The following is a 12,997-nucleotide window of genomic DNA, read 5'->3' as shown; positions in this document are numbered from 1 at the left end:
GCCGATCCCCGGCAGCGACCAGCTCACCTTGAGCCCGGCCATTCCCGGCGTGCCCGATGAACAAAACCTCATCATCCGGGCTGCGCGACTGTTGCAGAGCCGGTTGGCCAGTCCGCAGGGAGCCCATATCCGGCTGGAGAAGGTACTACCCATGGGCGGTGGCATCGGGGGCGGCTCGTCGGACGCGGCCACCACCCTCGTGGCCCTGAACCACCTCTGGCAAGCAGGCTTGAGTGAAGACGAGCTGGCCGAGCTCGGAGTGCAGTTGGGCGCCGACGTGCCGGTGTTCGTGCGGGGCAAGGCCGCCTTCGCCGAGGGCGTGGGGGAGCGGTTGCAACCGGTCGAGGTGCCGGATGCCTGGTACCTGGTACTCAAGCCGGATTGCCATGTGGCCACCGCCGCAGTGTTCCAGGATCCCGACCTGCCCCGCAACACCCCCAAGATGACCCTGGACAATCTGCTGGCAGGAGAGTGGAAAAACGATTGCGAGCTACTGGTGAAAAAGCGCCACCCCGAGGTTGCCAATGCGCTCGGCTGGTTGCTAGAATACGCGCCGTCAAGAATGACGGGCACTGGCGCCTGCGTCTTTGCTCGATTTGAAGACGAAATGGCTGCTCGGAAGGTGTTGGCAAGAGTGCCGGAAGGCTGGGATGGGTTTGTCGCCAAGGGCGAGAACATATCACCACTCTTCGTCACTTTGCAACAAGTGAGTGATTGGGGTATCGCCAAGCGGTAAGGCAGCGGGTTTTGATCTCGCCATTCCTAGGTTCGAATCCTAGTACCCCAGCCAACTCTCTCCTTGTTGAGGCCGTATCGGGAGGTGTTGACCTCGTCGATGTGTCTTGGGCCAATCTGACGCGATGGCGCTCAAGGTGGATTCCCGTCCACCCACCCTGCGGGTGATGAGACGCCATCCTCGACATCGCCCAGAGACCTTGTCCGTCATCTTGCTAAATCGTTTGCCCCCAAACGATACGGGTCTAAAATCAGACTCCCCACATACTGGATGCAACCCCGAGGTTTCAAACCGTGCCTGACATGAAGCTGTTTGCTGGTAACGCAACGCCGGAACTAGCCCAGAAGATCGCAGATCGCCTGTTTATCAAACTCGGCAATGCTGCCGTAGGTCGCTTTAGCGACGGCGAGATCAGCGTACAGATCAACGAGAATGTACGCGGTGGCGATATCTTCATCATTCAATCCACCTGTGCCCCGACCAACGACAATTTGATGGAATTGATCGTCATGGTGGATGCACTGCGTCGTGCTTCAGCTGGCCGTATCACTGCCGTTATCCCCTACTTTGGTTATGCCCGTCAGGACCGCCGCGTCCGCTCCGCCCGTGTGCCCATCACCGCCAAGGTCGTCGCCGACTTCCTCTCCAGCGTGGGTGTGGACCGTGTGCTGACCGTTGACCTGCATGCCGAGCAGATCCAGGGCTTCTTCGACGTCCCCGTCGACAACGTGTTCGGCAGCCCGGTGCTGCTGGAAGACATGAAGGCCAAGAACCTCGAATCCCCCGTGGTCGTGTCACCGGACATCGGCGGCGTGGTCCGTGCCCGTGCCATCGCCAAGCTGCTGGACGACACCGACATCGCCATCATCGACAAGCGTCGTCCCCGTCCGAACGTCTCCCAGGTCATGCACCTGATCGGCGACGTGGCCGGTCGTGACTGCGTCATCGTCGACGACATGATCGACACCGGCGGCACCCTGTGCAAAGCGGCCGAAGCGCTGAAAGAGCGTGGTGCCAAGCGCGTATTCGCCTATGCGACCCACCCTGTCTTCTCCGGCACCGCCGTTGAAAACATCAAGAATTCGGTCATCGACGAGCTGATCATCACCGACTCCATCCCGCTCACCCCGGAGATGAAGGCAGTCGGCAAGGTCAAGCAGCTGACCCTCTCCTCCGTGCTGGCCGAAGCGATTCGCCGCATCAGCAACGAAGAGTCCATCTCTGCCATGTTCGAGCATTGATAGACCCTGTCGTGACAAAAACCGCCGAATGGCGGTTTTTGTTTTTTTGGGTGCCTGGCGCCAACCGCCAGCCTCCACTCGGCAAGAAACGAAAACCTCGGACGAGCCACCCCACCCGAGCCCTTCTGTCCGGCTTTTCCCCGACCTTGCCGCACTTTGGTTGAGTGATCGCCACTCGGCGGCTAGAATATTGCGTCCCATTGCCCCGGGTCATCCGCCCATGGCAAGTAGCGAGTGAAGACATCAAGCGTGACAAGTCAAATCAAACTGATTGTCGGGCTGGGTAATCCCGGCCCCGAATATGCCAAGACCCGCCACAATGCGGGCGCCTGGTATGTGGAGCAACTGGCACGCTGGCACAATGTCAGCCTGCGCGAAGAGCCCAAGTTCTTCGGCCACACCGCCCGCTTCCTGGTGGACGGGCAGGATGTGCGGCTGCTCATCCCGAACACCTACATGAATCTCTCCGGCAAGGCCGTGGCGGCGCTCGCGCGCTTCTACCAGATCGCCCCGGAAGAGATCCTGGTGGCCCACGACGAGCTGGACCTGCCTCCCGGCATCGCCAAGTTCAAGCAAGGGGGTGGTCACGGCGGCCATAACGGCCTCAAGGACATCATCGCCAGGATGGGCAACAACAATAACTTCTTCCGGCTGCGCCTTGGCATCGGCCATCCGGGCGCCAAGGAGCTGGTCGCCGGCTTCGTGCTGACCAAGGCGCCCAGCAGTGAGCAGAGTCTGATTGAGGCCGCGCTGGACGAATCCCTGCGCGCCACCGACATCCTGTTCAAGCAGGACATGACCAAGGCCATGAATCGCCTGCACAGTTTCAAGGCCGAGAAAGTCTAGGCCTTCAGCCTGCATGACCAGGCTGTTCAAGATGACCGGCCTCTGGCGAGATCCCTCGCCTCGGGGTCAAGCAACACGACACGGGCCGCCCGCGCGGCCCCTTGAAGCATCCATCAACAAGGTAACAATCCATGGGTTTTAAATGCGGTATCGTGGGCCTGCCCAATGTAGGCAAATCCACCCTGTTCAATGCGCTGACCAAGGCCGGCATCGAAGCCGCCAACTTCCCGTTCTGCACCATTGAGCCGAACACGGGTGTGGTCCCCATGCCGGATCCCCGCCTCGACCAGCTGGCGGCCATCATCAATCCGCAGCGTGTCGTGCCGACCACCATGGAGTTCGTGGACATCGCCGGCCTGGTGGCCGGTGCCTCCAAGGGCGAAGGCCTTGGCAACCAGTTCCTGGCCAACATCCGTGAAACCGAAGCCATCGGTCACGTGGTACGCTGCTTCGAGGACGAGAACATCGTCCACGTGGCGGGCAAGGTCTCCCCGGCCGACGACATCGAGGTGATCAACACCGAGCTGGCCCTCTCCGACCTGGATGCCTGCGAGCGCGCCATCAATCGCCAGTCCAAGCGTGCCAAGGGCGGCGACAAGGATGCCAAGCTGGAAGTGGAAGTGCTGGAGAAGATCAAGGTTGCCCTGGAAAACGGCCAGATGATCCGCGGCATGAAGCTGGACAAGGATGAGCTGGACGCCGTCAGCCACCTCAATTTCCTGACCCTGAAACCCACCATGTACATCGCCAACGTGGCGGAAGATGGCTTCGAGAACAACCCCTACCTGGATCAGGTCCGTGAGATAGCCGCCGCCGAGAACGCCGTTGTCGTGGTCGTCTGCTGCGCCATCGAGGCGGACATCGCCGAGCTGGACGACGAAGACCGCGCCGAGTTCATGGCGGATCTGGGCATCGAGGAGCCGGGCCTGAACCGGGTGATCCGCTCCGGATACGAGCTGCTCAAGTTGCAGACCTACTTCACCGCCGGTGTGAAAGAAGTGCGCGCCTGGACCATTCCGGTAGGCGCCACCGCCCCGCAGGCCGCTGGCAAGATCCACACCGACTTCGAAAAAGGCTTTATTCGCGCCCAGACCATCGCCTTCGACGACTTTATCACCTACAAGGGTGAGCAAGGCGCCAAGGAAGCAGGCAAGATGCGCGCGGAAGGGAAAGACTACATCGTCAAGGATGGCGATATCATGAACTTCCTGTTCAACGTCTAACCCCATGAGAGGCCAGCATTTGCTGGCCTCTTTTTTATCTGGCCAGAGGCGCGATCTGGGTGCGAATGTCGTAAAAAAAACCAGATTGTTGGGCTTTTGCACGACAGCGGCCAATAACTCGCCAAACGCACCCAAATTCGTTTTTTCAAACAAAAAAAGGGTTGACGCCCCAGAGCCAGATACGCATAATTCCGGCCGCACAGTGACGAGGCAACGACTCACTGGAAGCACGGTTGGCTATGTAGCTCAGTTGGTTAGAGCATCGCACTCATAATGCGGGGGTCACAGGTTCGAATCCCGTCATAGCCACCATCTCTAGTTGGGGTATCGCCAAGCGGTAAGGCAGCGGGTTTTGATCTCGCCATCCCTAGGTTCGAATCCTAGTACCCCAGCCATTTTTTGAATGATGTTTGATGGTCTCTGTCAGGCATCGTCGTTGGGGTATCGCCAAGCGGTAAGGCAGCGGGTTTTGATCTCGCCATCCCTAGGTTCGAATCCTAGTACCCCAGCCATTTTTGAATGATGCTTGATAGTCTCTGTCAGGCATCGCTGTTGGGGTATCGCCAAGCGGTAAGGCAGCGGGTTTTGATCTCGCCATCCCTAGGTTCGAATCCTAGTACCCCAGCCATTTTTATGTTCTCTTCCACCTATGTGGTTGACAACAAACGGCTATGTAGCTCAGTTGGTTAGAGCACCGCACTCATAATGCGGGGGTCACAGGTTCGAATCCCGTCATAGCCACCATGTTTGAAAAACGTTCCTTCAATCATCCGATTGCAAAGAACACTGTTGGGGCATCGCCAAGCGGTAAGGCAGCGGGTTTTGATCTCGCCATACCTAGGTTCGAATCCTAGTGCCCCAGCCATTTTTGCTTGTATTCGACGCAAGTCGTGCACAAGACGGCTATGTAGCTCAGTTGGTTAGAGCATCGCACTCATAATGCGGGGGTCACAGGTTCGAATCCCGTCATAGCCACCATTATTCTTGCGGAAGTGGCGAAATTGGTAGACGCACCAGATTTAGGTTCTGGCGCCCTAGGCGTGAGAGTTCGAGTCTCTCCTTCCGCACCATCGAAAGCAGTACCAAACAGACCAGCTCAGGCTGGTTTTTTTGTATCCGGCGTTTGCCGCTCTTCTTCCCCTCTCCACTCCTGCAACGCCACTTCATGACGGCGCAATGCCCTGCTCCGGCGTGATGCCGCCCTTTTCATCTCGCAGAGCGCTGCGGGCAATAAAAAGGCGGCCCGCAGGCCGCCATATCGTTTGCTGTCGTCAGAACGGGAAGAACCAGGGGATGGCGATGACGCTCACCACCATCACCAGCAAGGTGAAGGGCACGCCAATGCGCACGAAGTCCATGAACTTGTAGTTGCCCGGGCCCAGCACCAGGGTGTTGACCGGCGACGAGACCGGCGTCATGAAGGCTGCCGAGGCGGCGATGGCGATGGTCATGGCAAAGGGATAAGGCGACACCCCCATCTGATGGGCAGTACCCAGCGCGATGGGCGCCATCAGCACCGCCGTCGCCGTGTTGGAGATGAAGAGCCCGATGACGGCACAGAGCGCGAAGAGGCTGGCCAGCATCACCCTGGGGCCCATCTCCCCCACTGCCGAGATGAGCGCACCGACGATGAGATCCACCCCGCCGGTCTGCTGCAATGCAAGGGCAAAGGGCAGCATGCCCACGATGAGGATCAGGGTCGGCCAGTGGATGGACTTGTAGGCACTCTCCAGATCGATGCAGCGGAACTTGCCCATCAGCAGGCAGGCGATGAGCGCTGCGATCACGTTGGGCACGGGATCCGTCACCATCAGTACTATCATGACCCCGAGGGCAATCAGGGCGTGAATGGCCTGGCTGCGGGCCGGCGCCATCTCGTCCACTTCCGCAGGCAGGCCCAGCAGCAGAAAATCGCGATGATGAGTCTGCAACTGACGAATGAGGCTCCAGTTCCCCACCACCAGCAGGGTATCCCCCATCAGCAGCGCCTCGTCCACCAGCTTGCCGGTCAGCGCCTCTCCATCCCGGCGGATCCCCACCACACTCAGACCGTAACGGGAACGGAAGGTCACCTCGCGGATGCTCTTGCCGAGCAGCCGGGAGCCAGGGATGAGGGAGACCTCCGCCATGCCCACCTCCCGCGCCTGGTCGGAGAAATACTCCCCGCGCAATATCATGGGCTCGAGCCGCGCCTCGCTGCAAAACTCCCGCACATCCACCTCGGGATCCGACATGTCGATGAGCAGCACATCCTTGGCCTGGAACTCGGTCACCCCGGTGACACTGACCATCACTCGCCTGAACTTGCGCCAGCGCTCCATCCCGATGACGTTGGCCCCGAAGCGGGCACGCAATTGCAGCTCGTCGAGGGTCTGGCCGATCAGGGGGGAATCGGGCCGGATCGCCAGTCGGCGTGCTCGCCCGGCCAGCCGGTAGTCACGGATGAGATCCCGCATGGTGCTGCGTCCCATCTGCTTGCTCTTGCCCTCTTCCCCTTCACGCACCAAGGAGGTGCGCATCAGCAGCATGTAGAGGATCCCCATCCCCAGAATCATGACTCCCATGGGGGTAAAGCCAAAGAAGCCGAACCCCTGGATGTCGTGGCGCATCAGTTCACTGTTGACCACCATGTTGGGAGGGGTTGCCACCAGCGTCATCATGCCGCTGATAAGGCCGGCAAAGCCGAGCGGCATCATCAGTCTGCCCGCCGGGATCCCCATCCGGTTCGCCACGCTCAGCACCACGGGGATGAAGATGGCCACCACCCCGGTCGAACTCATCACGGCACCCAGGGTCGCCACCGCCACCATCAGCAGCACCAGCATGCGGGTTTCGCTGCTGCCGGCCACCTTCACCAGGGCATCTCCCACCTGATAGGCGATGCCGGTACGCACCAGCCCCTCCCCCACCACGAACAGGGCGGCAATCAGAATGACGTTGGGATCGCTGAATCCTGCCAGCGCCTGCGGCAGAGTCAGGGTGCCGCTCAACACGAACAGGATGATGATCAACAAGGCGACCACGTCCATGCGTACCTTGTTGGTAATAAACAGGAGAATGGCACCCACCAGCATGCTGAGCACCCAGATCAACTCGGAATTCACACTTGCTCCTTTTGTTCAACGTCAACCACGGCCGGCCCCGGACGCCATCAGACCACAGAGCCCGTCCCCTTGATTTGTTACATATCAAGAAAGAGGAGACCGCATCATCTCACATTCAGGTTCAGTTGCGGCCATTTTACCGGTCCGTGAACGCAGTCGGTCGCCCTTCACATGTCGGGGTAAAAAGTGCTGCACGCTCCCCCCGCCCCTCCTAAAATGGGCCCGCCGCGGCCTGAGCCGCCCTCTCACCCCTTGCCCTTCGGAGACGACATGACCCAGCACACCCCGGCCTACCCGGCATTCACCTTCTTCAGCCGCTTTGTCGCCGACATCCAGGCTGGCCGAAAGACTATCACCATCCGCGACGAGAGCGAGGCAAACTGGCGGCCCGGCCAGCGCCTGGCCCTGTTCACCAACCCGGAACACCAGCCTTTTGGCACCATTGAAGTCATCTCGGTCAAGGCGGTCGCCTTCGAGGCGCTGAACGACGAGCACGCCCGTCAGGAGAACATGACCCTCCCCGAGCTTAAAGATGTGATCCGCGATATCTACCCCGCACTGCCGCCCCTCTATGTGATTGAATTCGTGCTGATTGAAGCCTGATTTTGTGAGCTGCCTCAGCTAACGCCGGTTGCGCTCACGGGCCAAAAGCGCACAATGACTGTTTTTATATACAGTCATTGGTGTTTTATGGAAAAACAACTCGAACCGGCCATCGCAGCCATGGTGACAGACTTCATCGCCGCAGGTCGTCCCAAGGCGAGCCAGCTGAGCTGGCAGGCGCGCCGTGACGGCTACCTAGCCTCTGCCCTGTTGGGCGGTGAGCGGGAAGAGGTGGGCGCCATCGAAGAGTGGCAGGCCGATCACCACGCCATCCGCTGCTATCGGCCCGCAGACAAACCGGACCCCGCGTATCCGGTGCTGATCTATTTTCACGGCGGCTGTTTTGTCAGCGGGGATTTCGAGACCCACGATCGCCAGATGCGGATGCTGTGCAACCGGGCCAACGCCCTGGTGTTCGCCGTCCACACCCGCCTCGCCCCCGAGCATCCCTATCCCGCCGCCCACGATGACGCCCTGGCCGCCACCCGGGCCATCATGGCGGATATCGCAACCTGGCTGGGAGACCCCGAGCGCATTCTGCTCGCCGGGGACAGTGCCGGGGGTCACCTCGCCCTGGTCACCACCTTGCGCCTCAAGGAGGCTGGGGAGGCCCTGCCCGCCGCCCTGCTCCTCCTCTACCCCATGCTGGACGCCCTGGGCGAGAGCCCGAGCTATGACGAGTTTGGCGACGACTGCCTCATCACCCGGGACATGCTGCTAAGCGGGTTCGAGGCCTACCTGGGCGCCCTGCCCGCCCGCCATCCCGAGGCAAGCCCCCTCTATCATCCTGCCCTCGATGGCCTGCCCCCGACCCACATAGTGACCGCCCAATACGATCCGCTGCGGGACGAAGGAGAGGCCCTCTATGGCAAGCTGCTGCAAGCCGGGGTCAGCGCCACCTGCCAGCGCCAGCTCGGCGTCATCCACGGGTATTTCCAGCTGGCGGCCGTCAGCCCTGCCGCCCGCCAGCTCATCGACCAGGTCGCCACCCTGCTCAGGGGGATCTGAGTTGGCCCAAGCCCGGCGCCGTGCTAAAAGTGTCTCTTTTGAATCAGGGAGGTGCCGAACGTGTTTGAGATAGCGAGCCTGAGAGAGGCCATGATGCACGGGGTCGAGCTGTTCCAGCTGCTGCTGGAGCTCATCTCCATCGCCTGCTTGGTGATGGGGCTCGGCAAGATCCTCTGGCTGGCGGTGCGGGTGCGGGATCACGAGCCCGGCTTCCCCCGCATCCGGCTCTGTTTCGGCAGCTGGCTCATCCTGGCGCTGGAGTTCCAGCTCGCCGCCGACATCCTGGCCACCACGGTGGCGCCGAGCAAGGAGGAGCTGGTCCGCCTCGCCATCATCGCGGTGATCCGCACCTTCCTGAACTACTTCCTCGGCAAGGAGCTGGGCGCCCAGGCCGAGCGCCAGCAGGGGCAAGGGGCACAGGCGCGCTAGGATGCTCGGCGCCGACAAGCGGCGCCCTGTACCGCGATAGCCGTAGCCAAGTGAACGCGAACGCCCGGTCAAATGGGCCCTGATCAGCGCAGCTGCCTATCGTGACCCGGGATGCGGCATCTGCGGCCCGGATCTGGTAGGGTGGGCCTTTGCCAAAGAGGACGCCCCATGCCCGAACATGCCCCGCTTGAACACTTTCAGCCTGAACACGCCCCGTTTGAACGCGCCCAATGTGCAGACTACGACGCCCTGATCTTCGACATGGATGGCACCCTGGTGGACTCCATGCCCCTGCACCTGGATGCCTGGGAGGCGACCAGCGCCGAGTTCGGTCTGCCGTTCGATCGCGTGCAGCTCAACGAGTACGGCGGCATCCCTACCCGCAAGATAGTGGCCATGCTGGCAGAGCAACACGGGATGGAGATCGACGTGGAGGCCTTCGCCCGGCGCAAGGTCGCCCTCTACCTGGCACGGATCGACGACGTCCGGGTGTTTCCCGCCATGTGGGATCTGGTCAGGCAGTACCACGGCAAGGTGCCCATGGGCATAGGCACGGGTTCATCCCGGGAGCATGCGGCGCACATCTTGCGCCAGACCGGGCTCGACGCCTTCATCCCCGTGCTGGTGAGCGCCGACGACGTCGACAACCACAAGCCCCATCCCGATACCTTCCTCAGGGTGGCAGAGCTGCTCGGCGCCAACCCGGCCAACTGCCTGGTGTTCGAAGACACCCGGATCGGCATTCAGGCAGGCAAGGCCGCGGGCATGACTACCTTGCTGGCCACCGAAGGGGCGCTGCAACGGGTGTGATCGGCGCGGGCCCGACCTGACCGGCGGGCCCGCTCCAGCTTACTCGGCCTTAGTCTCCCCTTCCTTTCCACCTGCCGGGGCCGGGCCGTCCGGCCGCTCAAATCCCAGATCTGACATGCAGTTGTCAAATTCCGACTCCCCCGGTTTGCCATGCTCCTTGCAACTCTCGAACGCCGCCGTCATCTCGGCCGACATCTCGCGCGGGGGCTTGGGCGGGGTACGGCTGCCCTCATCGCCCGCGGCGGCGGTCAGGGTGGTGAGGGATAGCAGCAAGGGCAGAACAATCTTCATGACATGACTCCAAGACGGGTGGCATACGCCGGCACGGTGCGGCGATGGCCCACGGCAGCGGGCGGCATCATGCTAGCGAATCGTCGCGGGCGGATGGGTCAAGGGGAGGTAAAGAGCGTGTCAGGCCGGCGTAAATCCATAAAAAAACGCCCCTGGCGGGGCGTTTTGTTCACGGCAGCCATCACATGGCAAAGAGCTTGTCGGCAGAGACTTTGACAATCCTAATTCGAGAGAACTGATGCTGCTTCGCTCATGATGTAGGCAATCTGTTCTTCACATTTTTTGTTGCTGAAGATCTTATAGGTGGACAGATGAGGCAGCCTGACTAGCATGGACCTTTTACCTTCTCGTTCATACCAACGGATCTGATACGTCACTCGCCCCCAACCGATCTGAGCTCGATGCTCTCTACCAATCTGGTGATATCCTTGCTCCACCAACAGATGATGTAGTTCATCAAATACTAACTTTGAAATAGTGATATAAAGATTACTGTGAACCTGCCGAAGTCGCATAGCCCAAAATAAACGCATATGCTCAATAGCTAATGGCTTGTTCTTCAGCGCCTGCCAATTAGGTGACCGAACCGGGATATAGTTGGCCATCAAACATCCATCCATTAGCTCTTGATAAGTGGCACCGACCATTTTTCCTAGTGGAGAAAAAAGACTACGCATCTGCTGCTGGAGCGGAGCCTCTCCGGCGGGTGCACCCCATGACTCATCGTAATAAGCACATTTTCCTTCACTAGAAATAGAACCTTCCGTCCAACCACTGCCACCTGGGTTCAAACCAAAAAAAGCGATAGGATAACGTGGTACTAACATGTTTTCACATGGACCGAAGAGGAGTCCCCACCCCAGATTGTTGTCACTTAGCTCATACAGATTTCCGATATAAGCAGCCATAGCTTTTTTGTCATTCAACGCTATCATTTATTTCTCCCATGCCCATCTGGCAGCGAAACAATACTTATATTTAACCCAAGAAAAGTCAAGATAAAACCTACTCAAAGAATTGGCTTTAAAATTGGCGCGAACCCAAATGACTACTCAACCTTAAATTATTTAAGAGTCTTTTATACCTATCCAGACAAAATGAAAAATCAACATGGCGAAAAAGATACATATGATTACAATATTCTCAACCTGCAAGTGGGATTTTTGAAAAAATTAAACTTCTATGTTATGGTTACGTAGCCGTCCACTAGTAATTTATTCCATGTTATTTTATAAAGCAATTTATTGCAGCTATTCCTAACTCCATTTTGTGGCGTGTAGATGAATTGGCTGAGTAAACCGTGATTTTGGTGGGTGTAATATTTTTAGTAATGACCTCCTTCTCTATCCAAGGATAACATCATAACCGCCCCCCCTGTTATCATCTCCCAGATAATGATCGAGACTAATCTCCGAGACCACTTCTTTTTTAAGCCGTTCGATTATTTCATCAGTCCAAAAAACCCTAATTCAACCTTCCAGTGTTTTCCTTTCATCATCCAGGCACAGTTTCATATCAGCTATCTCGACCCCATCCACTCTAACTAAATAACTGATCCCAATAGTGCTACACCTTCGCTGTGCCATAGCCATTCCCCGGGAAAGGAGACACGGTATCCATGAAGTGTTTCACTCGGGCCAGCAGGTTTGCCATCCCTCTGCATTGATGATTGCGCGTGATGGTTTCATGTAACTTGTGCCATAGCCGTTCTATGTGATTAACCCAAGGGCTGTAAACTGGCTGGAACACCAGGCAGAACTTGGGATTCTTCTTCAACCATCGCTCGGTCTGTTTGCTTTTGTGAATGATGTAGTTATCGAGGATCAACGTGATGGTTTTGGCTCGTCGGTAGTGGTGGCGCAGCTTTTCCAGCATGGCAATAAACAGCGATGAGTTTTTCTTGATCCCGCTGACGTAAAGTACCCTTCCGTTGCCTGCGTGGAGAACGCCTGCCAGATAATGCTTGGCATTCTGCCCCGGTGTGACAACCCGCTTTTGCTGCGCTCTGAACATCCAGTCGGCTCCTAATTTGGGATTGAGGTCTATATCGACTTCATCCTCATAAAACACCGGATTATCGGCATCACAGCGGGCCAGCGCGGCGTCGATATTCGCCATTTTTTCCTGATAGGCTGGGTCTTTTATCCGCAAGGTCGGCACGGGCCTGCGCCAGACAATGCCCATACGAGGTAACCATCGGCGGAGCGTGGAGGCTGCCACATTGAGCCCTGTTAACCGATTGATTTTTATAGCCAATAGTTCAGTACACCAACGGCTGCGCTGATAACCAAAATCTTGCGGAGAAAACTGCATGAGCAGCACCAGTAGGGTGACAATCTTGGCGATAGGTAAGACTGGGGCACGGCCAGCCGGTAAGGCTTCTAGCGCATCTATGCCTTCATCTCGATACCACCGAAGCCAACGACCGATGGTCGAGCGCGCAGCGCCGGTAAGGTGATGAACATCGGTGATCGTGCGTCCTTCATGTAACAGCAAGATGGCCATCAAGCGACGAGCATGTCCTTTATCACGGGTGGCATGGATGATTTTGTGAATGCGGCGCCGTTGTGGTCGTGGCAGAGGTGGTAGGATAGGCATCAACTCAGTCCTTTGGGTGTGGCTTGTTTTGTTTAGCGACTAATCAGATCGCACAAACTGGACTGAGTTCCCTTCCTCCGGTGATCTACTATTCGGAACAGCTATTTA

12 protein-coding genes and 9 tRNA genes are annotated in these 12,997 nt (G+C 58.4%); 17 read left to right on the top strand and 4 right to left on the bottom strand.

The genetic code is table 11. The features are described 5' to 3' along the window. The 13 genes from ispE to AB5Y54_RS11385 form a co-directional block, all read left to right on the top strand. Window positions 1-736 (top strand): 4-(cytidine 5'-diphospho)-2-C-methyl-D-erythritol kinase (gene ispE / locus AB5Y54_RS11445; RefSeq protein ID WP_368153794.1); only part of this gene is annotated, 736 nt, incomplete at its 5' end. Then, a tRNA-Gln gene (locus AB5Y54_RS11440) sits at window positions 716-790 on the top strand. The genes ispE and AB5Y54_RS11440, both read left to right, overlap by 21 nt. A gap of 239 nt (window positions 791-1,029) precedes the next feature. Continuing rightward, complete coding sequence (locus AB5Y54_RS11435; protein ID WP_010673845.1) at window positions 1,030-1,977, top strand: ribose-phosphate pyrophosphokinase; 948 nt, start codon at window positions 1,030-1,032, stop codon at window positions 1,975-1,977. Between the two features lie 249 nt (window positions 1,978-2,226). Beyond that, window positions 2,227-2,823 (top strand): aminoacyl-tRNA hydrolase, encoded by a 597-nt coding sequence (pth, locus tag AB5Y54_RS11430; protein WP_041215615.1) that lies wholly within the window; start codon window positions 2,227-2,229, stop codon window positions 2,821-2,823. A gap of 131 nt (window positions 2,824-2,954) precedes the next feature. After that, window positions 2,955-4,046: a redox-regulated ATPase YchF gene (gene ychF, locus AB5Y54_RS11425; protein ID WP_010673843.1), complete on the top strand. Its 1,092-nt coding sequence runs from the start codon at window positions 2,955-2,957 to the stop codon at window positions 4,044-4,046. Between the two features lie 235 nt (window positions 4,047-4,281). Further along, window positions 4,282-4,358, top strand: a tRNA-Met gene (locus AB5Y54_RS11420). A gap of 8 nt (window positions 4,359-4,366) precedes the next feature. Beyond that, window positions 4,367-4,441 (top strand) — tRNA-Gln (locus AB5Y54_RS11415). Window positions 4,442-4,483: 42 nt separating this feature from the next. Continuing rightward, a tRNA-Gln gene (locus tag AB5Y54_RS11410) sits at window positions 4,484-4,558 on the top strand. A gap of 41 nt (window positions 4,559-4,599) precedes the next feature. Then, window positions 4,600-4,674 (top strand) — tRNA-Gln (locus AB5Y54_RS11405). A gap of 39 nt (window positions 4,675-4,713) precedes the next feature. Further along, a tRNA-Met gene (locus tag AB5Y54_RS11400) sits at window positions 4,714-4,790 on the top strand. Window positions 4,791-4,836: 46 nt separating this feature from the next. After that, window positions 4,837-4,911 (top strand) — tRNA-Gln (locus AB5Y54_RS11395). A 36-nt stretch (window positions 4,912-4,947) separates the two neighbouring features. Beyond that, window positions 4,948-5,024 (top strand) — tRNA-Met (locus AB5Y54_RS11390). 8 nt (window positions 5,025-5,032) lie between these two features. Continuing rightward, window positions 5,033-5,116, top strand: a tRNA-Leu gene (locus tag AB5Y54_RS11385). A gap of 201 nt (window positions 5,117-5,317) precedes the next feature. Here the strand turns inward: AB5Y54_RS11385 and AB5Y54_RS11380 are convergent. Further along, a complete protein-coding gene (locus tag AB5Y54_RS11380; protein WP_134996623.1) occupies window positions 5,318-7,150 on the bottom strand; it encodes an SLC13 family permease in 1,833 nt (610 codons plus the stop codon). 270 nt (window positions 7,151-7,420) lie between these two features. On the opposite strand from AB5Y54_RS11380, the gene yqfB reads away from it, so the two are divergent. The 4 genes from yqfB to AB5Y54_RS11360 all read left to right on the top strand — a co-directional run bounded on the left by yqfB (window position 7,421) and on the right by AB5Y54_RS11360 (window position 10,000). Further along, window positions 7,421-7,753: a N(4)-acetylcytidine aminohydrolase gene (gene yqfB / locus AB5Y54_RS11375; RefSeq protein WP_128343943.1), complete on the top strand. Its 333-nt coding sequence runs from the start codon at window positions 7,421-7,423 to the stop codon at window positions 7,751-7,753. 87 nt (window positions 7,754-7,840) lie between these two features. After that, window positions 7,841-8,761: an alpha/beta hydrolase gene (locus AB5Y54_RS11370; protein WP_128343941.1), complete on the top strand. Its 921-nt coding sequence runs from the start codon at window positions 7,841-7,843 to the stop codon at window positions 8,759-8,761. Between the two features lie 60 nt (window positions 8,762-8,821). Further along, entirely contained in the window at window positions 8,822-9,190 is a 369-nt protein-coding gene (locus tag AB5Y54_RS11365) for a DUF1622 domain-containing protein (protein ID WP_368153789.1), read from the top strand. A gap of 168 nt (window positions 9,191-9,358) precedes the next feature. Beyond that, the gene (locus AB5Y54_RS11360; protein ID WP_041212574.1) at window positions 9,359-10,000 is read left to right on the top strand and encodes an HAD family phosphatase; all 642 of its coding nucleotides are present in this window, start codon (window positions 9,359-9,361) and stop codon (window positions 9,998-10,000) included. A 39-nt stretch (window positions 10,001-10,039) separates the two neighbouring features. On the opposite strand, the gene AB5Y54_RS11355 is transcribed toward AB5Y54_RS11360, so the two are convergent. The 3 genes from AB5Y54_RS11355 to AB5Y54_RS11345 form a co-directional block, all read right to left on the bottom strand. After that, window positions 10,040-10,291, bottom strand: a complete 252-nt coding sequence (locus AB5Y54_RS11355) for a hypothetical protein (RefSeq protein WP_041212573.1) — start codon at window positions 10,289-10,291, stop codon at window positions 10,040-10,042. Window positions 10,292-10,512: 221 nt separating this feature from the next. Then, complete coding sequence (locus tag AB5Y54_RS11350) at window positions 10,513-11,226, bottom strand: hypothetical protein (protein ID WP_128344369.1); 714 nt, start codon at window positions 11,224-11,226, stop codon at window positions 10,513-10,515. 631 nt (window positions 11,227-11,857) lie between these two features. Next, window positions 11,858-12,889: an IS630-like element ISAhy2 family transposase gene (locus AB5Y54_RS11345; protein ID WP_001809438.1), complete on the bottom strand. Its 1,032-nt coding sequence runs from the start codon at window positions 12,887-12,889 to the stop codon at window positions 11,858-11,860. Between the last annotated feature and the right edge of the window lie 108 nt (window positions 12,890-12,997).

This window comes from Aeromonas sp. s9 (assembly GCF_040907765.1).
GTDB classification, from domain to species: Bacteria; Pseudomonadota; Gammaproteobacteria; order Enterobacterales; family Aeromonadaceae; genus Aeromonas; species Aeromonas caviae.
This window is presented reverse-complemented; position numbering and strand designations above follow the sequence as displayed.

What these genes read in the sequence shown, in the direction of transcription:
- ychF (WP_010673843.1), top strand. Translation starts at nt 2,955, where the DNA reads ATGGGTTTTAAATGCGGTATCGTGGGCCTGCCCAATGTAGGCAAATCC.
- yqfB (WP_128343943.1), top strand. Translation starts at nt 7,421, where the DNA reads ATGACCCAGCACACCCCGGCCTACCCGGCATTCACCTTCTTCAGCCGC.
- AB5Y54_RS11370 (WP_128343941.1), top strand. Translation starts at nt 7,841, where the DNA reads ATGGAAAAACAACTCGAACCGGCCATCGCAGCCATGGTGACAGACTTC.
- AB5Y54_RS11360 (WP_041212574.1), top strand. Translation starts at nt 9,359, where the DNA reads ATGCCCGAACATGCCCCGCTTGAACACTTTCAGCCTGAACACGCCCCG.
- AB5Y54_RS11355 (WP_041212573.1), bottom strand. Translation starts at nt 10,291, where the DNA reads ATGAAGATTGTTCTGCCCTTGCTGCTATCCCTCACCACCCTGACCGCC.
- AB5Y54_RS11350 (WP_128344369.1), bottom strand. Translation starts at nt 11,226, where the DNA reads ATGATAGCGTTGAATGACAAAAAAGCTATGGCTGCTTATATCGGAAAT.
- AB5Y54_RS11345 (WP_001809438.1), bottom strand. Translation starts at nt 12,889, where the DNA reads ATGCCTATCCTACCACCTCTGCCACGACCACAACGGCGCCGCATTCAC.